Source organism: Veillonellaceae bacterium, assembly GCA_025992895.1.
Classification (GTDB): Bacteria; Bacillota; Negativicutes; order Veillonellales; family Dialisteraceae; genus Dialister.
On the sequence record DAJPGA010000001.1, the window covers coordinates 1,692,770 to 1,713,760 of the forward strand.

16 protein-coding genes, 2 tRNA genes and 1 other annotated feature are annotated in these 20,991 nt (G+C 45.9%); of the genes, 3 read left to right on the top strand and 15 right to left on the bottom strand.

Annotated features, from left to right (window positions below; translation table 11 throughout):
- Positions 1–12: 12 nt before the first annotated feature.
- From OIM03_07340 to OIM03_07365, 6 genes are all read right to left on the bottom strand, one after another.
- Positions 13–1,221, bottom strand: coding sequence for a glycosyltransferase (locus OIM03_07340; GenBank protein ID HJI74091.1), 1,209 nt, complete (start codon positions 1,219–1,221; stop codon positions 13–15).
- A 24-nt stretch (positions 1,222–1,245) separates the two neighbouring features.
- Complete coding sequence (locus OIM03_07345) at positions 1,246–2,235, bottom strand: SDR family NAD(P)-dependent oxidoreductase (protein ID HJI74092.1); 990 nt, start codon at positions 2,233–2,235, stop codon at positions 1,246–1,248.
- A 100-nt stretch (positions 2,236–2,335) separates the two neighbouring features.
- Complete coding sequence (locus OIM03_07350; protein ID HJI74093.1) at positions 2,336–2,926, bottom strand: GDSL-type esterase/lipase family protein; 591 nt, start codon at positions 2,924–2,926, stop codon at positions 2,336–2,338.
- 59 nt (positions 2,927–2,985) lie between these two features.
- On the bottom strand, positions 2,986–6,123 hold the full coding sequence (locus tag OIM03_07355; GenBank protein ID HJI74094.1) for a multidrug efflux RND transporter permease subunit: 3,138 nt from the start codon (positions 6,121–6,123) through the stop codon (positions 2,986–2,988).
- Positions 6,124–6,132: 9 nt separating this feature from the next.
- Positions 6,133–7,296, bottom strand: coding sequence for an efflux RND transporter periplasmic adaptor subunit (locus OIM03_07360; GenBank protein HJI74095.1), 1,164 nt, complete (start codon positions 7,294–7,296; stop codon positions 6,133–6,135).
- 153 nt (positions 7,297–7,449) lie between these two features.
- Positions 7,450–7,920: a YhcH/YjgK/YiaL family protein gene (locus tag OIM03_07365; GenBank protein HJI74096.1), complete on the bottom strand. Its 471-nt coding sequence runs from the start codon at positions 7,918–7,920 to the stop codon at positions 7,450–7,452.
- 336 nt (positions 7,921–8,256) lie between these two features.
- Positions 8,257–8,498, top strand: a binding site (T-box leader).
- Between the two features lie 40 nt (positions 8,499–8,538).
- Here OIM03_07365 and OIM03_07370 point away from each other — a divergent pair.
- Genes OIM03_07370 through OIM03_07380 form a run of 3 tightly spaced genes read left to right on the top strand, consistent with a single transcriptional unit; the run spans position 8,539 to position 12,476 of the window.
- Entirely contained in the window at positions 8,539–9,201 is a 663-nt protein-coding gene (locus OIM03_07370) for a methionine synthase (protein HJI74097.1), read from the top strand.
- A gap of 30 nt (positions 9,202–9,231) precedes the next feature.
- The gene (locus OIM03_07375) at positions 9,232–11,610 is read left to right on the top strand and encodes a homocysteine S-methyltransferase family protein (GenBank protein ID HJI74098.1); all 2,379 of its coding nucleotides are present in this window, start codon (positions 9,232–9,234) and stop codon (positions 11,608–11,610) included.
- A complete protein-coding gene (locus OIM03_07380) occupies positions 11,610–12,476 on the top strand; it encodes a methylenetetrahydrofolate reductase (protein ID HJI74099.1) in 867 nt (288 codons plus the stop codon). Before OIM03_07375 ends, OIM03_07380 begins: the two co-directional genes overlap by 1 nt.
- Before the next feature lie 46 nt (positions 12,477–12,522).
- Here OIM03_07380 and OIM03_07385 read toward each other — a convergent pair whose 3' ends face one another.
- The 9 genes from OIM03_07385 to OIM03_07425 form a co-directional block, all read right to left on the bottom strand.
- Positions 12,523–13,239, bottom strand: coding sequence for a TVP38/TMEM64 family protein (locus OIM03_07385; GenBank protein HJI74100.1), 717 nt, complete (start codon positions 13,237–13,239; stop codon positions 12,523–12,525).
- Positions 13,240–13,257: 18 nt separating this feature from the next.
- A complete protein-coding gene (gene thrC / locus OIM03_07390; GenBank protein ID HJI74101.1) occupies positions 13,258–14,748 on the bottom strand; it encodes a threonine synthase in 1,491 nt (496 codons plus the stop codon).
- Between the two features lie 281 nt (positions 14,749–15,029).
- Positions 15,030–15,105, bottom strand: a tRNA-Lys gene (locus OIM03_07395).
- 159 nt (positions 15,106–15,264) lie between these two features.
- The gene (locus OIM03_07400) at positions 15,265–15,504 is read right to left on the bottom strand and encodes a hypothetical protein (GenBank protein HJI74102.1); all 240 of its coding nucleotides are present in this window, start codon (positions 15,502–15,504) and stop codon (positions 15,265–15,267) included.
- Between the two features lie 101 nt (positions 15,505–15,605).
- A tRNA-Arg gene (locus OIM03_07405) sits at positions 15,606–15,680 on the bottom strand.
- Between the two features lie 71 nt (positions 15,681–15,751).
- Complete coding sequence (gene alr, locus OIM03_07410; GenBank protein ID HJI74103.1) at positions 15,752–16,858, bottom strand: alanine racemase; 1,107 nt, start codon at positions 16,856–16,858, stop codon at positions 15,752–15,754.
- Positions 16,859–17,065: 207 nt separating this feature from the next.
- Entirely contained in the window at positions 17,066–18,205 is a 1,140-nt protein-coding gene (gene hemW / locus OIM03_07415) for a radical SAM family heme chaperone HemW (protein ID HJI74104.1), read from the bottom strand.
- On the bottom strand, positions 18,198–19,991 hold the full coding sequence (gene lepA, locus OIM03_07420; protein ID HJI74105.1) for a translation elongation factor 4: 1,794 nt from the start codon (positions 19,989–19,991) through the stop codon (positions 18,198–18,200). The genes hemW and lepA overlap by 8 nt, the downstream gene beginning before the upstream one ends.
- Before the next feature lie 69 nt (positions 19,992–20,060).
- Positions 20,061–20,981, bottom strand: a complete 921-nt coding sequence (locus tag OIM03_07425) for a DMT family transporter (protein HJI74106.1) — start codon at positions 20,979–20,981, stop codon at positions 20,061–20,063.
- Positions 20,982–20,991: the final 10 nt, after the last annotated feature.

A 20,991-nucleotide genomic window follows, 5' to 3' on the forward strand; every position in this document is an offset into this window, starting at 1 on the left:
CCCCTGCCAAAATCAAATACAAACTATGTTTCCTATATTATCGCATTGCTCTTTTATGCATTCTTTAATCAGCTTGTCCCAGGAATCCCACACCACTTCCGGTGCATATGGCTTCATGGATGCCTTCGCTCCGGCTCCCAGTTTCCTTCTAAGCCCGCTGTCCTTCATCAGGGACGACAGAGCTTTTGAAAATGCTTCTGCCCCGTCAGGAACAAGAAATCCATTGACCTGATCCTTGATGAGTTCATTGACGGAAGAGCAGGATGCAAAGCCTACTGCCGGAATTCCGACGCCCATCGCTTCAGAAAGCGCCAGAGGGAAACCTTCATGATGGCTTGGGAATGCAAATATATCTGCTTCCCGCCAAACTTTCCCCATATTCTTCGTAGTGCCGCGCAAGTGGACACGGTTCTGCAGTCCATTTTTGGATATGAGGCTTTTCACCATAGTTACATACGCTTTATCGTAAGTATCTCCCCAGATGTCCACTTCCCAGTCAGGAAATTCCTGAGCAATTTTCGAAAAGGCTTCTATTAAAATATGCTGCCTCTTCGTCCTGCCTGTCACTCTTCCAACATTGACGATTTTGTGAACTTTCCTTTCCTGTCCGGGATCCACTTTCAAATGCGGGATATTTACAGAATTGGGAATATGCACAAAATGGTCGTAATCCAGGTATTTTTCTGCCTTTTCTATAAAGGAAGGCATGAGTACCTGAATGAAACGGCTTTTTTCAAGAGCCCTCTTTTCTTTCTCCGGTGAATGCAGGAATATTTCATCCGGATCATTGTGAAGCATGGAAATCACGGGAATTTCAGTATCCAGCCCTTCAAGAAGGAGACGGCCTGTCGGTTCCCTGAAGGAAATGATTACATCAGGTTTTGCCAGTTCAAGGACCCTTTTCATCTGAGGCTTTGCCTGGTTTAAAATACTGTAATTCCTGTTTCTTGCAGCTTCCTTGCTAAAAGCACGGGCGATTTCCCTGGCTGCCTTGGAAAACAGGCCGGCATGAATTTCAGGCATTCCTTCCATTTTAAACAAGTTATACAGTTTAACGTCCTCAGGGAGAGGATAGAAAGGATCCCCGCTCTTTTCATCAGCCATCACGACAGAAACCGTATATCCTCTGTCTTTCATTGCAGCTGCCATCCTTGATAAGACATGCTCGATGCCGCCGCTGTATCCTACAAATTTATGCAGATCCGCAAGTAAAAGATTCACGGACATACCTCCTCTATTAAGTGATTATTCCTTATGATAATAATTTTTATACCACTTGGCGAATGCGGCAAGTCCCTCCTCCAAGGTGGTCGACGGATGGAATCCGAAATCTTTTTCCAGATCATCAATATCAGCATACGTCTGATACACGTCTCCCATCTGCATGGGCAAGTACTCTTTTTCCGCTTTTCTCCCGATGGCATCTTCCAGAATTTCAATAAATTTCATCAGCCTGACCGGGTGATTGTTGCCAATATTATAAACCTTGAACGGGTCATTCTCTTCGTTAAGCTTCGGCGGATGGTTCAGCATATGGGAAATCCCTTCTACGATATCATCTACATAGGTGAAATCGCGAAGCATATCTCCGTTATTATAAACCTGAATCGTCTCGCCGTTGAAAATCTTATTGGCAAACTTGAAGTAAGCCATATCCGGCCTGCCAAAAGGTCCGTAAACCGTAAAGAAACGAAGCCCGGTAGCAGGAATCCTGTAGAGGTGGGAATACGTATATGCCATAAGCTCGTCAGACTTTTTCGTTGCCGCATAAAGGCTGATTGGGCGGTCCGTCGGGTCATTGATCGAGAATGGAACTTTTTCCTGATTTCCGTAAATCGAAGAACTCGATGCAAAAAGAAGATGCTTTACCGGATAGTGGCGGCAGGCTTCCAGGATGTTGAAGAAACCCACGATGTTTGACTGTATATACGAATCCGGATGATCGATGCTGTAGCGGACTCCGGCCTGTGCGGCAAGATTAACGACAATAGCAGGTTTTATCTCTTCGAAGAGGTGGAATACCATGTCCTTATCGGCCAGGTCCCCCTTTATGAAACGATAGTCTTTTCCAAATTCCTCGAGATCCTTGACACGATCTTCCTTAAGCTTTGGATCATAGTAATTATTCATGTTGTCATATCCGACAACATTGTATCCATCCTTAAGCAGACGTTTGCTTAAATGATATCCAATAAACCCGGCTCCACCGGTCACAAGAATCGTATCCATAACAATCTCCTATCCTTTATCATTCTATGAACATGCATCGTCCATATTGCTTTATTATACCAAATCCGCTGGGTCAAGGTACAAAGGAAATCAGGGATTAACCCCCTCAATTTCCCCAAACTTTGATAGCAGCTTCTGCCATGAGTTCCTGTCCCTTCTCGTTGGGATGAACCCCGTCAACATAATAATCATCGTCAAAGGGAATTGCTTCTGAAAAATCAATCATGCGTACGTCAAGACTTTGTGCCAGTTCCTTTAAGAAGGAAATATACGCCCTGTAATCTTCCTGATTGGCATCATAGGAGAATTCCGACTGCCATCCTGCATCAACGCTTGCGCGTGTTACCAGAGGCGGGATTCCAATCGTCAGCGGCAGGCTGGCCGCTATATCTGAAATTCCCCTTTCCATATTCCTTTCAAGAGAAGAAAGCCTTATTCCGCACAGCAAATCATTGGTTCCGCCCATGATGAAAATTTCATCCTGACTTCCGGCTCTCTCAAGAAAAGATTCTGCCTTTTGAAGGATATCTGATGACAAGGAGCCGCAGGATCCAAAATTCCTGAATTTGATATCATGTATTTCCCTGGCAGCAATTTCAAGCCAGTACCTGCCCTTCCTTAGTCCGAATCCTTCAGTCAGGCTGTCACCGAAGCAATTCATGAACAGAGGCGCCTGCCCTTTCCATCGATCTTCCATATTCACTCCTGTGTATAAAAAAGACTGCAGCCCATGAATGAACTGCAGTCTCATTTAAATTACTTGCTTACTGAAATTCCTTTTTTCGGTCTTTTGAAACCATGAATTCGTTCAATAACAACGAAGAGCATCGGTACAATGAAGATCTGGAATACAGTTGCAGAAAGCACGCCGAATACTACAGCAATACCCATTTCAGAGCGGGAATTCGAACCTGCACCAGTCGAAAGTGCCAGCGGAATGTTGCCGAGGATGAATGCCAGGGAGGTCATCAGAATCGGGCGCAGACGAATCTGCGATGCTTCGATGGAAGCCTTCATGACATCCATGCCGTTATCAACACGGACCTTCGCATATTCGACAATCAGTATCGCGTTCTTCGCCGCGAGGCCGATAATGGTCAGAAGGCCGATCTGGAAATAAATATCGTTGTAAACGTTAAATGCAAATGCACCAAGGCAGGCGCCAAAGAAACCTGTCGGGATACCAAGAATAACAGAGAATGGAACCTTCCAGCTTTCATAAAGAGCAGCCAGGGAAAGGAATACGAAGAGCATGCCGAGAGACAGCGCATAAACTGTCTTGCCGCCTGCTTCACGTTCCTGTGCGGAGGATTCAGCAAAGGCATAGCTGTATCCGTTTGGAAGCGTTTCATGAGCCACTTCTTCCAATGCATCAAGCGCCTGACCGGAAGAGTATCCTGCAGCCTGCTGGCCGCCGATCTTAACTGCCGGGAAGTTGTTGTAACGGGTAATAACTGAAATAGCGTTTGACTTCTTAGGAGTGATGAAGTTGCTGATCGGCACCATGTTGCCGGCGCTGTCCTTGACAGTCAGGAACTTATTGTCATTCGGGCTCATACGGTACTGCGTATCAGCCTGGGCAACGACCTTGAAGTTACGTCCGTAAATCGTAAAGTCATTGATCTGAACAGAGCCATAATAAGCCTGCAATGCGGTAAAGATATCACCTACACTGACACCGTTCTTTGCAGCCTTGTCTCTGTCGATGTTGAAGTTATAAGAAGGCGTATCCATTCTGAAGGTCGTATAGGCCATCTGAATTTCAGGTCTCTTATTGGCTGCTGCCAGGAACTGATTGACGATATTCTGCATGGATTCATTGGAATCGCCATTTTTGTTCTGGATATACATACTGAAACCGCCGGATGCGCCAAGGCCTGGAATCGGAGGCGGATTCAATGCGATCAGCGTTACGCCAGGATGTGTTGCATTGAAGGCAAATGCTTTGCCCATGACTGCATCGATCTGCGTATCAGGTGTCTTTCTGTCATCCCAAGGCTTCAGCTTGATGAAAGACAGACCGGCATTTGGTTTCTGGCCGCCGGAAAGAATATCGAAACCTACGACACCCTGTGTTCTTTCAACAGCCGGATCATCGCCCATGTACTTCAGGAACTCAGTAACATACTGAGCTGTCCTGACATTGACCGAGCCTTCAGGAAGCTGGAAAGATGCCAGGAAGAAGCCGTTATCTTCCTGCGGAAGGAATGCTGTCGGGAGTTTGACGAACATAAAGAGTGCTGCCGCGAAGAGAATAACAAGAACTGCAATCGGGACATAAATAACTTTGCCCAGTTTTCTGAGTATGTCTCCGTAGTATTCAACCATCTTGTCAAAGCCGTCATTGAATCTGTCCCAGAATCTCTGGAGACGGCCGCGGTCTGCTTTTTCCTTCTGTTCCTTAAGGAGTCCTGCGCAGAGTGCAGGTGTCAGGGACAGTGCGGTAAACGCAGAAATCAAGACAGATACGGCAATTGTCAAAGCGAACTGCTTGTACAAAATGCCCATGATGCCGCCAAGGAAGGCAACCGGAACGAATACGGCAGCCAGAACGACTGCGACGCCGATAACCGGGCTCTGTACCTTCTGCATGGCTGCAAAGGTAGCTTCTCTCGGCTTCATGTTATTGTAGCGCATTTCATATTCAACGGCTTCAATAACTACGATTGCATCGTCGACGACCAGCCCGATCGCCAGAACCATTGCGAACAAGGTCAGCGTATTGATGGTAAAACCAAGAACCTGGAATGCTGCAAATGTGCCGAGCAGTGATACCGGAACTGCAATCATCGGGATCAGTGTTGAACGCCAATTCTGCAGGAAAATGTAAACAATGATAGCTACGATAATCAATGCTTCAACAAATGTATGGAGCACTTCCTTGATAGAAGCAAAGATGAAGTCCGTATTATCGGAGTTAATAACATAAGTCATATCAGCCGGGAACGACTTCGCATCTTCGGCGAGCTTGTTCTTGATGGCTGTAATTGTCTGAACTGCATTCGCATCATCAGTCAGCGAGAATGCAACAGCAGATGTCTCATAATTGCCTGCACGGGAAATGAAGTCATAACTCTTTGCATCCAGATTGATACGCGCAACATCTTTCAGCTTCAGGAGACTTCCATCGCTGTTTGTCCTGAGAACGATATTGCCAAATTCCTCTGGTGTAACCAGACGGCCCTTTGCGGTAACTACATACTGGAAAGCCTGATCCTTGGTAACAGGAGCCGAGCCGATGTTACCTGCAGCGACCTGCTGGTTCTGGGCTTCTACGGCAGCAATGACTTCAGATGCTGTAATCTGGTTCTGGGCCATCTTTGTCGGATCCATCCAGATTCTCATTGCAAAGTCAGAGCCGAATTCCTGTACTGTACCAACGCCTGGAATGGATTTCAGTTCATCCAGGTAGTTCATACTGAAATAGTTTTTCAGGAAGTTCTTATCATAAGTACCGTTTGGAGAATACAAGCTGACAACCAGTGCCATATCGCCGGACGACTTTCGTGTCGTTACGCCGATATTTCTTACTGTATCAGGAAGCGCTGCATCTGATGCTGTAACGCCATTCTGAACACGAACGGTAGCAAGGTCTGAATCTGTTCCGGTCAGGAACTGAACTGTCAATGAATAAGAACCGTTGGAGTTACTTGTCGAGGACATGTTATCGAAGCCTTCGACCCCCACGACATTCTTTTCAATGACTTCTGCCACTGTCTGAGCCACGACCTCGGAATCAGCGCCCGGATATGATGCATGTACTGAAACCTGCGGCGGGGTGATCTTCGGATAGCGGTCCATAGGCAGTGTAAAAATAGAAAGCAGCCCGGCAATGGAAATAACCAATGCCACAACGATAGCAAAGATTGGGCGCTTAATGAAGAAATTAGCCATGGCCCCTCCTTACTTGTACTGAGCAGCAGCTGCTTCAGTTGCATCCTGCTCCAGTTTTTCCTTCGTTGTATCTTCGAATGTAACGGAATCGCCCGGATGTACCTTACCCTGTCCATCAACGATAACCTGATCGTTGACATCGACTCCGCTTTCAATGATGGTGTAAATGCCAAATGTAGGTCCGAGTTTTACAGATTTCTGTACGACCTTGCCATCAACGACAACATCAACTGTATCTTTGTTGAGGAGCTGGATCAATGCCTTGGTCGGTACGAGAATGCTTCCCTGTGCAATTTCAGAATCGGATACGACCTGCGCATACATTCCCGGAACCAGACGATTATCCGGATTTGCAAAAGCAGCCTTCATCGTCAGCTGGCCGCCGGAAAGGCTTGGGTTGATCTGGACAATCTTTCCTGTTTCACCATAGAAAGATCCATCAGAAAGCTTCAGTTTCAGATCGCCTAATATATCCATGCCGCCCTTATCTTTTGTCAGTGCAAGATATTCATTTTCAGACATATCAAACTGAACATAGATCGGATCAGAGGAAGAAATCGTTACAAGGCCTGTGGTTCCTGCCGTTGCAAATGTACCGATGTTCACATCATCCATAGACAACGTCCCGTTGAATGGTGCAGTAACAACCGTATCATTCAGATTATTGTTTGCCAGGGATACGGAAGCCTGCGCTGCTTCAAGCACGCCGCGGTAAGCTTCAGTTGCTGCCTTCTGGCTGTCATAAGCCTGACGTGAAATGGCGCCGGTAGCAATCAGCTGTTCATAGCGTGCCAAATCTCTCTTTGCGTTTTCATAATTTGCTTCAGCCTGGGCAACGCTTGCCTGAGCAGATGCCAGGTTGGACTGATAGTTTCTTGTATCCAGACGATAGAGCGGTTGTCCCTGTACAACTTTTTCGCCGCCGGAGATATATTTCTCCATGACTGTTCCTGATACTTTGGAGCGTACCGGCACTTCCTGAAGCGCCATAATCGTACCTGTATACTCCCTGTTAATTGGCGTATTAGATTTAAACGGTTTAAATGTAGTTACTTTCATGACCTGCTGCTGGCCCTGCTGGTTCTTAGCGGATCCACAGCCGCCGGTTACCATTCCTGCAGACAGTAAAATACCAGCTGCCATAAAAGCCGCCCACGCCTTCTTATACTTCATACTTTGCCCCCTTGCATATCAAGAAATTTCATTCTTGTTACGGTTACAATTTAACGATTCAATGAGTCTATACTAGATTATCAGACAATTGACCAATAGTCAAAGATTCATTGAAAATAGTTACTGATTTAATCAGAATGGCTGAAATGTTTCTCAGATTCCGTCAACCGGAACCTTGACAACAGCTTTTCTGACAGGAGATCCCTTTTCGCTTCCCTCGCAGAGAGGACGGTGAAGATCTTCCGGGAAGAATACAGCAAAACGGCCCTTCTTGAAATGAATTTTCGTTTCCGGATCTTTTCCTGCTTCATAAAAATAAAGGTCTCTGTCCGGGTGGCTTTCTATGCATTTTCCTGCATCAAAAATTGTCTCGATCCCGATCCACTCTTCTTTGCCTTCCACTTCATACTGAACATCAATGAATTCCTTATGCCCTTCAAGTTTCCTCTGAGCAGAAGGCTCTGTCGGTGAAGTCTCCACATTCATGTTGCAGCCTTTGATTTTATATTTTCCATCAGGAACGCCTGCAAAATCAAACTGGGAAGCTTCTTTGAGAACCTCGTAAATAAAATCAGGCATTTGGGCCTTATACGCATCCAGATGTTTCATGTCTCCCATAATCATAATAATTCCACTTTCCTTTCCTACAGGTATCCCTTAATAAAACAGCAGCAGCTGTTATTGAGTATTTGCCTCAATTGCCACTGCATTTATTTTTATGATTCCCAAAAAGACATCAAAAAAATAAATGCTTAAACACTTGCTAATAATTTATCTTAACACATTTTTTCACTCTGATGTAATAGCCTTCTTTCAATAAAAATTTTATTTCTCTTATATAAACATACGGTGACAGGATGCCTAAAATATAAGGCCCAATCCAAAGGATAAGGGGATCGAAAATGATATCATAAATTATTTGACACAGGGAATTGCCTATGATATAGTGCTAGTAATTAAAAAGAAGCGATGAAGAGAAGAGTAGGCAGAAAAGACTATACCAGAAAGCTCCGGCAGATGGAAAGGAGCATAGGGATATTTGCTGAACATGGCCTCTGAGCTGGGATTGCTGAATAATGAAGCATCCCGGGTGTGCCCGATACAGCACTAAGGTATTAAGGCAAAAGCCGGCGTACCTGATGAGATTCATGCAGCGATGTGTGGATAAACTTGGGTGGTAACACGAATCTTTCGTCCCTTTGGGGATGGAGGATTTTTTTATTGATACAGAAGGAGGTCCCCATGCCTTTCTATAATGGTACATTATTTCAAATCAATGAAAAGGAAATGCTCAGATATGCAGGAATGAATCCTTCTTCAAAGGATTTTCCTCCCGAAGAAGTGAGTTCTGCGGTCAGAGAGGCGCTTGCCCTTGCAGAGCCCAGGGGAATCTGGCAGGTTCTTCCCTATGACAATAAAAACGGCATCATCTGCGGAGACTTCCCCATGAAGCTTGAAGGAAATGCCATCAAGCATCATCTTGCCAACTCTTCATCCGTTGCCGTCCTGGCAGTCACGGTCGGAGATGAGATTGAAAAACAGTCCGATGCTCATTTTAAAGCAGGTGAATATGTAAAAGGCCTTCTTTTAGATGCAGCAGCTACTACGTCTGTTGAACACCTGGCTGACCAGGTCGATGAACTTATCCAGAAAGAAGCTTCAAAGAATGGCGAGAAAACCGTCTGGCGCTTTTCCCCGGGATACGGGGACTGGCCGATTTACCAGCAAAAGCAGTTCTGCCAGTTGATTCAGGCTGAAAAAATAGGAGTCTCCGTGACGGATCACTCCATGCTTTTCCCAAGAAAATCAGTTTCGGCCATCATCGGCCTTTCAGGCACGATCCAGAGGGATAAGCCCCCGAAGTGCTCCACATGCTCATTTCTAAACTGTCAATTCAGGCATTAATCGTAATACAGGTATAAGGAGGGTTTCATTATGATATTTTTTGACGGCGGTATGGGGACGATGCTCCAGAAGTATGGATTATCAAATAGTGAATGTCCGGATTATCTCAACATCTCCCATCCGGAAATTGTCCAGCGTATTCATAAAGAATATGAGGCAGCGGGATGCCAGTTCATTACAACAAACACATTTGGCTCTTCCCCGCTGAAGCTTGAGGATTATGACCTTCAGGACAAGGTAGAAGTCATTACAGAAGCAGCCGTAAAGAATGCAAGAGAAGCATGCAGCAGCCGCGTTAAGATTGCAGGTGATATGGGACCGACCGGACGTTTCTTAAGTCCTCTTGGCGATTTATCATTTGACGAGGCATGCGAAAACTACTACCATCTTGCCAAAGCTCTTGCCAACGCCGGAGCCGACTGCCTTATCATTGAAACCATCATAGATATTCAGGAAATGAAGGCCGCACTGATTGCCGCCAAAGCTGCGTCAAACCTTCCGGTCATCTGCCAGATGACGTATGCCGAAGACGGAAGAACCATTACAGGCACTCCTCCTAAAGCCGCTGCCATTCTTCTTGATTCCATGGGTGCTGATATCATTGGAGCCAACTGCTCGCTCGGGCCGGACAAACTCTTCGATGTTGCAAAGGAAATGATTGCCGCAACGAATAAGCCCATCATCATCCAGCCAAATGCAGGAATGCCTGTACTGAAAAACGGAGAAACACTCTTCCCGCTTTCTGCTGAAGACTTTGCCAGAGAAACAGCAAAATTTGCTGATATCGGCGTATCTTATCTTGGCGGATGCTGCGGAACGACACCGGAGCATCTTCATGCTTTAATCAAGGAACTTGAAAACAAACCAACTGTCACGCCTCCAAAGGTAAAGCCCTTTACTGCACTTACCTGCCGCACAGGCGTCGTCTATGTCGGTGATGATTACGCTCCCGTCAAGATTGGCGAAAGAATCAATCCGACAGGAAGAAAGACACTCCGGGAAGATATTCAGAAGGGAAGCTTCGTCTCCATTAAAAAGGAAGGGCTTGCTGAAGTGGCCGCCGGCGCTGATATTCTTGATGTAAATATGGGTGTCCCCGGAGTCGACCAGGCCACCGCCATGGAAACTGCCATATCCCAGCTTTCCATGCTCTGCCCCGTCCCCTTCTCCATCGACAGCACGGATCCTATCGTCATAGAAAGAGCCCTTAAGGTATATCCCGGCCGCCCTCTGATCAATTCCGTCAATGCGGCTGAAGAAGAGGCACTCGAGAAAATCCTGAAGCTTGCCAAGCAATATGGCGCTGCCGTCCTCTGTCTTCCGCTTGAGAAAGGAAATCTTCCTGCCACTGCCGAGGAACGAGTCAGAATCATACACAGAATTGTAGAAAAAGCGGATGAAATCGGGCTCAGACGCGAGGACCTTCTTCTGGACCCGCTGGTCCTCACAGTAGGTTCAGGAGAAAAAGGTGCCAGCGAAACTCTCCGTACTATCCGATTATATAAGGAAGAATACGGTTTCCCCTGTGTCATGGGGACAAGCAATGTTTCCTTCGGTCTTCCTTCACGCCCGCGCATCAACGCCGCATTCCTCACCATGGCATTAGCCTGCGGCATGAATGCACCCATCATCAATCCTCTCGACCAGGGCATCAAGGATGCATTTATCAATGCAAAGCTCCTTCTTGGATTTGATAAGGGTGCTGCAAACTTCATTGCAGAAACCGCAAAGATTCCCGCACCTGCTGAAAAAGCTGAACCAGGCCAGGACCTCCCTCTCCTTGAACAGATCAAAGCCGCTGTAAAAAACGGCGAGAAGGAGCAATCCGCTTTTCTCATGAAGACAGCATTAGATGCAGGCATTTCTTCGGAGACGATTATCAAGGAAGGGCTCACATCCGCCATGACTGAAATCGGTGACGGATATGGCGCCGGAAAGGTATACCTTCCCCAGGTCATGATGGCGGCTGAAGCCATGCAGTCGGCCTTCAGTGAATTAAAGAAACTTCTCCCTGATATCAAGTCGAAAGAAAAAGGAACACTGGTTATCGGCACCGTTCAGGGTGATATCCACGATCTTGGAAAGAATATAGTTGCCGCCCTCATGGAAAACAGCGGCTATAAAGTCATCGATTTGGGCAAGGACGTCAGCCCGGATACATTTGTCAAAGCGGCAGCTGAATATAAAGCTGATCTGGCAGGACTATGCTCCTTGATGACGACAACGCTTCCTGAACTGGAATCTACCGTCAAAAAGCTGAAGGAAGCTGTCCCCTCTGTCGACATTCTTGTCGGCGGAGCCGTAGTAACACAGGACTATGCCAATGAAATCGGCGCTCCTAACTACTGCAAGGACGGAATTGCCGCTGTCCGCATCGCAGATCAGTTAATAGAAAAGAGGAATTCATAATGACAACATTAAGGGCTAAAAACAAGAATCACATCTTTACAATTACCGCTGAACTGGATCCGCCCAAAAGCGCTTCTTCTGAAATGACAGAAAAACAGGTTGCAGAAATCGCTGACTACGTGGATGCCGTCAATATCGCTGACTGCCCCATGGCAAAGCTTCGGATGAGCCCGATTGCCCTTTCCTCTATCATTCAGCAGAAATACTGCGTGGAATCCATTTTCCACCTGACCTGCCGCGACCGCAATACAATCGGGCTTCAGGCAGAACTCCTCGGCGCTTATGCCCTTGGCGTACACAATATCCTCACATTGACCGGCGATCCGCCCTCCATTGGCGATCATCCGGATGCCACAGGCGTATTTGATGTAGACTCCACGGGTCTTATAGAGATTGCACGCTGCCTTAATGAAGGCCATGACCTTAAAGGAAATCCGCTGGGCGCCGCAACAAACTTTTACATCGGCACTACAGCAAATCCAGGTGCTGATGATCTGGACAAGGAAATCCTTCGACTGGAAGGCAAGAAGAAAGCCGGCGCGCAGTTCATCCAGACGCAGCCCGTCTATGAAATTTCACAGGCTGAAAGATTCCTCTCCTATGCAAAAGACCTTGATCTCCCGATTCTCTTCGGTATCGTGCCCTTAAAGAGCTTCAAAATGGCCAATTACTTAAACGACAAGGTCCCGGGCATTTCCATTCCCCAGAGAATCCTAAAGGAAATGGAAACAGGAAACCGGGAAACAGGACTTAAGCTTGCCTCTGAACTCGTACAGGGATTGAAGGATATCGGCACTGACGGCGTCCATTTGATGCCGGTCAATGATGTGGATGCCGTTCCTGTCATCGTAAAAAATCTTAAATAGATATGCACTAAAAAATGATTGCTCCCGTCATGAGAACAATCATTTTTTATTGGTTATTTTCGTTCTGTCCGCTTTTTCTCTGCTTCTTCGTCTTCCACCAGATGAAGCCGTAAATCACCGTAACAAGGATAATGATGATCGTAAGCCGCATGGAATGTTCTTCCAGGTTAACGACATCGTGCCCCAGGACAACTTCAAGCGCTGTCGAAGGAAGCTTGCCCAAAAGACAGCCAAAGGCGTAATCCTTGAACTTCATACTGGACAATGCGGCTATGGCTGTAATCAGGCCGTTTGGCATATACGGGATTGCTCTGGCCGCCGCAATTGCCTGCCAGCTTTCATAGGAATCCAGCCTTGACAGCGTCTTGCTCTTGTTAATCAGATTCATCGCCATTCCGCGGAACAGCGTACGCATGACATAGAAAGAAAGAATGACTCCGACTGTTTCAGCCAGCCATGAAATAATAACGCCCCAGAACAAGCCGAATATGAGGCCGTTTGCTGTGGAAATGAATATCGAGGGAAGAAATCCTACGATATTTATGATGACATCAATGAAGAAACTGACAAATGCTGCATAGATGCCGAATCCCTTGAGATAATGAATTGTACCGTGAAGATCGCCGTCTTTTGACAGATGATAGATTGTCGGATAGAACGAGGGGTCGATAAAATGGATTGCCGCCAGCATCAGGATCAGGATTCCCAAAAGGATCAGCCTGAATCTGCGTTCCCCTTTTTCATACCAGTTTCTTCTTCTCATCGACTAGAGACCTCGGATTCATTTTACAATTTCATCAACAACTTCCTGAATGGATTCTTTGATATTTTCCGGATTGATCACATCCGTAAAGCGTTTCTTCCTGTTTTCCAATTCTCCCAGCTGTGAAGGAATCGGAATCCCGGTATATTTCTTGATGGCCCGCAGTGTATCATAAGGATTTTCCTCTGCCGCAATGCCAAGTGCCTCAGAAACAGCACCAGGGAATTTATAAGGATGCGCCGTACTGATAATGACGGTGTGCGTATGTCTTGTGACCTTGCCGCTGCGGCGGAGATTGTCATAAACAGCATATGCAACAGCCGTATGCGGATCCATCAGGTAATCATACTTTTCATATACATCGGAAATGGCTTTTTTCATGGCATCAGAATCTGCCCAGCCGCCAATCATTTCGCCTGATACCTTTTTACGCTCTTCTTCAGGAACACGGTATACGCCATTTTCCCTGAGTTCTGTCATATCTTTCAAAACTTCATCAGACGATCCCGTCATGTAGTACAGGAATCTCTCAAAATTAGAGGAAATCAGGATATCCATAGAAGGAGATTCCGTCAGATGGAATTCCCTGTTGATATTGTATTCTCCGGTTTCAAAGAAATCTGCCAGTACCTTATTTTCATTAGATGCACAAATCATCTGTCCGATAGGCGTGCCGATTTTCTTTGCAATCCATGCCGCCAGAATATTGCCAAAGTTGCCGGTAGGAACAACCACATTGAATGACTCTCTGGAACCAATGGATCCGCTTCTAAGAAGGCCCAGCCAAATCCATACATAATATACAACCTGTGGAAGCAGGCGGCCGATATTAATGGAATTAGCGCTGGAGAACAACACACCCTTTTCAAGAGCTTCATCGCGCAGGTCACTCACAAAAATATTTTTCAAAGCAGACTGGGCATCATCAAAGTTCCCTTCAATCCCCAGAACTTTGACATTTTCACCAAGCTGCTTCTGCATCTGATCCTTTTGCAGCGGGCTGACTCCGTGAGAAGGATAGAATACCATGATATGCACGCCTGGAACGTCCTTAAACCCTTCCAAAGCTGCTTTCCCGGTATCGCCTGAAGTAGCGGTCAGGATGAGCGTTTCCTTCCCATCCCCCAGCTTCTTCTTTGCATACACGAGGAGATGCGGGAAAAGTGAAAGCGCCAGATCTTTGAATGCGCAGGTCCTCCCATGAAACATTTCGGCCATGGAAAAGGATTCGGATAATGTTTTTACCGGGACAATTTCAGACGTATCAAAGGTTCCGGTATATGCATCATGCGTCAGCTTGGATAAATCCTTCAGTGTAATATCCGTCAGAAAATGATGAAGTACAAAAGCTGCCAGTTCTTCGTAAGACATAGCTTTTAAAACATCAGCATCTAAAAATGGATCGGGCAGCTGTTCAGGCACATACAATCCGCCATCAGCAGCAAGCCCTTTCAGCAGCGCTTCTTCGGCTGTTACAGTCTCATTACTTCTGGTGCTTCTATAGTTCATAATACGCCTCCACACAGATAACTTTATACTTTATTTTATCATAAAATCTATCAATGGAATATAATATGCCGAAAGAATATAACGATTTACGATAGGCTTCTCCTGATTTTATGATGAAATTCATAGAAGTGCGGTTCATTTGCTGCTTTTTCTGTATAATTTTGCTTCTGCACTGATTGTAGTGCCGCCCCCCGATGCACTGGCGGAAGCATTCGAATACTTGTCCCGCTTTTTCAGGCAAAATAAAACCCGAAGCATTTTTATGCTTCGGGAATAGATTCTGGTGGATCATCAGGGGTTCGAACCCCGGACACCCTGATTAAGAGTCAGGTGCTCTACCAACTGAGCTAATGATCCGTTCAACGAATAGTATTATATCATTCCGATTTGTTTTTGTCAAATCTTTTTTTATTTCGGATTTGATCAAACGTACTGTTCGGAAGACGTAAGTTATTATAGCATGACACTCTTCATATTTCTAGTCCCCCGGGCAAATTTTTTTACAAATTTTACCGGTTAATAATGAATGCCATACTTGTGTTTCAAAGCCTCTATATCTTCTCTCATTTCCTGGTCGCATTTTTCAAGTTCTGCTTTGATATACGGCAGATTTCTTCTGACAAGGGCCGCTTTCTTGGCACTTGCCATCTTGTAAACATGTGCCAGTTCCTTCTTGTATGAAGCCATGAGATCCTGCATTTCTTCATCAGTCAGATTCTCATCGATCAATTCTCTTGCATCCTTCTCACTTCCCATGACTGTCTCCTTTCAAGACAATGAATCAAATGTAAAGAAAAACACTCCATAGAGGAGTGAATTTTCTCTTATATAAATCCGATCAAATCGGTTGTCATCAATGGAGCGCCTAGAGGGATTCGAACCCTCGCACCCGGTTCCGGAGACCGGTGCTCTATCCCCTGAGCTATAGGCGCTTAACGAGATTAATTATACCATAGATCTTACTGCCTGAAAAGGAACAGCCCGGGTGCCCTGCATCCATTATTTATTCATCTACATAGATTCTTGGAACCCGCTTCAGCCCGCACATGACTTCATGAGGTATGGTATTGGCTATGGCAGCAATTTCTTCCGGATAGATCACTTCATCTCCCTGACGGCCAAGGAGGACGACTTCATCCCTCACCTGGACATCATCACCGGCTGCAATCATCATCTGATCCATGCATATGCGTCCAATGATGCGGTGCCTCTTTCCGTTGACCAGGACACTTCCCTTATTGGAAAGAGCCCTGTGGAATCCATCCGCATATCCGATCGGTATCGTTGCGGTTCTCATATCTTCTTCCGCTACATATGTCCCGCCGTAACCGATTGCTTCTCCTTTGCGGAGAACCTGCACATGGGTAATATGACTGATGAGGCGCATCGGATACTCCAGATCCCACATATTGTCCATTTCGTCGGAGGGATGCGGCCCGTAAAGAATGATTCCGGGCCTTGCCAAATTATACCAGCTCTCAGGCATGTCGAGGACGCCTGCGCTGTTGGCGGCTGAAATGATAAATCCCTTCTCCAGTCTTTGCGGCATATGGGAAAGAGCTTCCTCAAATTTTTCCAGCTGCTTTCTTGCTGTAGTTTTATCATGGATATCCGCTTTTGCCATGTGCGTAAAAGTGCCATGGATATGGATATGAGGATATTTTTTCAATTTTTCAAGGAAACCCTCTACATCTTCAGGATGCGTGCCTATCCGGTTCATCCCCGTATCAATCGGAAGCCATACCTCAAGCATTTTTCCCTGGCGCTCTGCCGCTTCTTCGAAAGGTTCCAGTTCCACTGTATCATCCACAGGAACAATTAAATCATATTTGACCGCTGTTTCTGCTTCTTCTGGAAGAGGAAGTCCTAATGTGAAAACAGGACAGGTAAATCCGTCCTTCCTAAGCGCTACGCCCTCTTCCACTCTGGCAACAGCCGCAGAGCTGTAACCTTCTTCCAGAGCAATGCGCATCGTTTCTGACGCACCATGACCATAAGCATCCGCTTTAATGACTGCCGTGCAGTCCACATGAGCCGGCAGATGACTGCGGATGACCTTCAAATTATGGCGAAGGGCACTGCGATTGATTTCTATGTAGGAAACTGACATATGGAATACCTCCTCCAAATAAAAAAGCACCTGGAACCACAGATTGGATGTAACCCATTGCTGTATCTATGAAGCCCCAGTGCTTCCTTATTGTATTTTTACACCAATCAAAGTGCGCATAAAAATACGTCAAATTTATTTCTTCCTATCATAAAGCAAATACTGAAAAAAAGAAAGATACGAATAAAATTATTATAGAGTAAAGATCTATTCATCGATAATGAACTGTTCAAATACGAAATTTCCCAAAGCAGCGCCGTGATACGTCATAAAAAGATGTCCCAAAGATTCCTTCAGGAGCTTCCTCTCTTTCAACATGGCAATTTCCCTGCCGAACCAGTGTTCAACCGGAAATCCATATCTTTCCTCAAAATCCTGAAGCGGGATTCCCTCTCTTGTACGAAGATGGAGGAAGCAGTATTCTTCCATTTCATCTTTTGCTGAAAGATTTTCCACTTCTTCCGGCGGAAGATTACCCGACAACACTTCTTTCTCATATAACCTGACACCCGGATTATTTTCTTTTCTTACGTGCCCGATTCTTGAACATGCTGCAGGTCCCAGCCCCAGATAATCGGATAAATCCCAATACTTCAGATTATGCCTTGATCTGTATCCTTTTCTTGCAAAACTGGAAATCTCATATCTTTCAAGGCCGTAGTGAGGAAGTATGCGGCACATCATCTGATACATGTCCCAGCTTTCCTCTTCCGTTGGTCTTTTGAGGATTCCTCTTTCAGCCATCTGACCGAACTTTGTTCCGTTTTCAATGATCAGACTGTAGACAGACAGATGATTGATCGGGAGATGGACAGCCCATTTCAAACTTTTCTCAAAGTCAAGCGGCGTCTGCCCGGGAAGTTCATACATGAGATCGATACTGATATTATGGAAACCCAGACGATAGGCGCGCTTTACAGCTTCTTCTGCGGCCTTCGAATCATGCCTCCTGTCTATGACCTTCAAGAGGTAATCATTATGTGACTGCACACCGACAGAAAGCCTATTGATACCCAGACGGCGGGCATTTGCCAGGTATTCCTCCGTCATGTCGCAAGGATTCATTTCCATCGTAATTTCAGCATGATCGGAAATATGGAAGTTCTTGTAAAGAGCCTCCATAATTTCCGAAAGCTGCTTGGCGGTCAGCGTCGAAGGCGTTCCGCCGCCAAAGTAAATGGTGTCACAGACTCTGTCCTTGAAGTCTGCACTTTTCATTTCAATTTCACGGATCAAAGCTTCAGAGAACCTTGTATCCGGCGTTCTGCTGATGGAGTAGAAATCACAATAGGCACACCGGCTCCTGCAAAAGGGAATGTGCAGGTAAAGCCCGAGCGGCTTAGTCATCTTTGAGCACCGCCATGAAAGCTTCCTGAGGAATTTCGACACTTCCGACCTGCTTCATCCTCTTCTTGCCTTCCTTCTGCTTTTCCAGAAGTTTCTTCTTACGGGAGACATCGCCGCCATAGCACTTGGCAAGAACATCCTTCTTGTATGCCTTGATTGTTTCCCTGGCTACAATCTTGCTTCCAATCGCTGCCTGGATCGGCACTTCAAACTGCTGACGCGGAATGATTTCCTTCAGTTTCTGAGCCAGAGTCCTGCCTCTTGAAGCGGCATTGCTGCGGTGTACGATAATGGAAAGTGCATCAATCAGTTCACCATTCAGGAGGATATCAAGCTTGACTGCATCTGTCTTTTCGTATCCGCAAAGCTGATAATCAAGAGATGCATATCCCTTTGTGCTCGATTTCAGCTTGTCAAAGAAATCGAAAATGATTTCAGAAAGCGGAATTTTATAATGAAGATCGACTCTTGTTTCATCAAGATATTCCATGGTCTGATATACGCCGCGGCGGTTCTGCACCAGTTCCATGACATTGCCGATCATGTCAGACGGTACCAATATTTCCACTTTAGCAATCGGTTCTTCAATGAAATCAATTTTCGTCATAGGTGGAAGCTCAGCCGGGTTGTCGACTGGTATCATCGTACCGTCTGTCTTATGGACATGGTAAATAACAGAAGGCGCTGTCGTAATCAGTTTTAAATTGTATTCACGTTCGAGTCTTTCCTCTACGACGTCCATATGAAGAAGTCCGAGGAAACCGCAGCGGAAACCAAATCCCAAAGCCTGGGACGTTTCAGGAACGTACTCCAGAGCCGCATCGTTAAGCTGCAGCTTTTCCAAAGCTACCTTCAAGTTGTCATAATCTTTGCTTTCGATCGGGTACAATCCGCAGAATACCATAGGGAGCGCCTTGCGGTAACCTGGAAGGCTTTCCTTGGCGCCATTTTCTTCTGTAGTGATCGTATCGCCGACTTCGCAGTCCTGCACGTTTTTGATGCTTGCTGCCACATATCCTACCGAACCGCAGGAAAGCGCATCACAAGCCTTTGGGAATGGCGAAAAATATCCTACTTCAGTCACTGTATAGATTTTTCCGGAAGCCATCATGCGGATATTCATGCCCGGACGGATTTCGCCGTCTTTGACACGCACATAGGCGATGGCACCTTTATAGGAATCAAAAATCGAATCGAAAATCAAACATCTTAAAGGTTCCTTGGAATGATCCTCAGGCGGCACTTGTTCTACAATGCGTTTGAGGACTTCTTCCACGTTCTGTCCTGTTTTAGCACTGACCGGAATGGCATCAGACATATCAATTCCGATGATATTTTCCACTTCCTTCTTGACGCGTTCCACGTCTGCACTGGGAAGATCTACCTTATTGATGACAGGAATAATTTCCAGATTATGATCAAGAGCCAGATATACATTGGCAAGAGTCTGCGCCTGCACGCCCTGCGTTGCATCGATAATGAGGATCGCTCCTTCGCAGGCTGAAAGGCTTCTTGATACCTCATAGTTAAAGTCTACATGCCCTGGGGTATCAATCAGATTCAGTTCATAGGTTTCCCCGTCCTCATACTTGTACATCAAACGGACAGACTGTTCCTTGATTGTGATGCCTCTTTCCCTCTCCAATTCCATGGTATCAAGGATCTGGGCTTCCATATCTCTTTTCTGGACAGTCCCTGTCAATTCGATCAAACGGTCTGCCAGCGTAGACTTCCCGTGGTCAATATGGGCGATAATCGAGAAATTCCTAATGTGTTTTGTATCCATGCTGTCTCCTGTCAAACTGTATTCTTTAAAATTTATCTATAGAAATGCACCTGTGCGAAAGTGCGGTATTTATATGGTATTCCCCTGTTTCCTCAATCTGAGGAATGGCGAATGCTTTCCTGTATAAGCAGGCGCAATGATTGCCATGACAACCATCATGATTCCCAGAGACTGTATCATATCAAAGCTCATCTGGAAGAATGCCCATGACATCAGGACAGAAGCGATAGGCTCAGCTGCTGCCGTAATCAGGGCCTGCTCAGGCGAAAGGTACATCAATCCCGTATTATAAAGAAGAAATGCGGCTACTGTCCCGAAGAGGACAATCCACATGACACCTACGATTATATCAGGCTCGAAAAAAGCTGCCAAATTCATATCCGGGACAAACGCCCAGGACACAAGACCGCCCAGAATCATTCCCACACCCAGTATAAATGTACGGTTGATCTTGAGAAAAAGATGCTTCGGGTAAATGGACGCAAAGGAATATATAACTCCATTCAAGAGTGAGAGCAATATACGGATGACCGAAACATTCAGTGTCGCCGGATTTCCTCCGGTCACAAGAAGGAATGTGCCGAAGACGGCCAGAAACGTGGTAAACATCTTTGTCTTTGACGGCAGATGATGCTCCCTGATTGCCTGATAGCAGACAACCATGGCCGGACAGCTGTAAAGGATAACTGTTGCCGTAGGCGCATCCCCGTAGGCAATTGCTTCAAAGTACGTATAATGCATGAGCATCAGTCCTACGACTGCATAAATCAGGACATCCAGCCACAAAAGCTTATGCTCATTCATCGCTTTCATGCTGCTTTTGAATTTTCCTTCCCAAACGGTCATCCCTAAAAGGATGATTCCTGCCATGATCATTCTGAAAGCTGTCAGTTCCATTGCATTGATGGAACTCTTTTCATAAACATTCTGTGCGCCAAGACCGCTTCCTGCCCACATGACACCCGCGGAAACAACCATCATAATTGCCATTGGCGAAGAC